A 248-nucleotide genomic window follows, 5' to 3' on the forward strand; every position below is an offset into this window, starting at 1 on the left:
TGGCGGCATTCTGGCCGCGGATGACGGGCAGGTCGCCGCCGGCGCGCCCGCCTTCGCCAGCAGCGAAGGTGATACCCGGCGAGTTCTGCAGCACGTCCTGCAAGGAACTGGCGGACTGGTCGGACATGACCTGCTTGGGCACCACCTGCACCGAACGCGGCGTGTCCAGCAGCGGCGCGGTCATCTTGGGCGATTGCGCTGCATCGGGCTGGTAGGGCGAATCCTCGCCCTCCACTTCCACCGGCGCC

The 248-nt window shown here is 69.4% G+C and carries 1 protein-coding gene; it reads right to left on the minus strand.

Going from position 1 to position 248, the window contains the following annotated elements; all coding sequences use genetic code 11:
• Nucleotides 1-248: TonB-dependent receptor plug domain-containing protein (locus tag OH705_RS28265; RefSeq protein WP_267303578.1), on the minus strand; the 248-nt coding region annotated here is incomplete at both ends.

Source organism: Pseudomonas sp. BJa3 (genome assembly GCF_026343815.1).
Classification (GTDB): Bacteria; Pseudomonadota; Gammaproteobacteria; order Pseudomonadales; family Pseudomonadaceae; genus Aquipseudomonas; species Aquipseudomonas soli.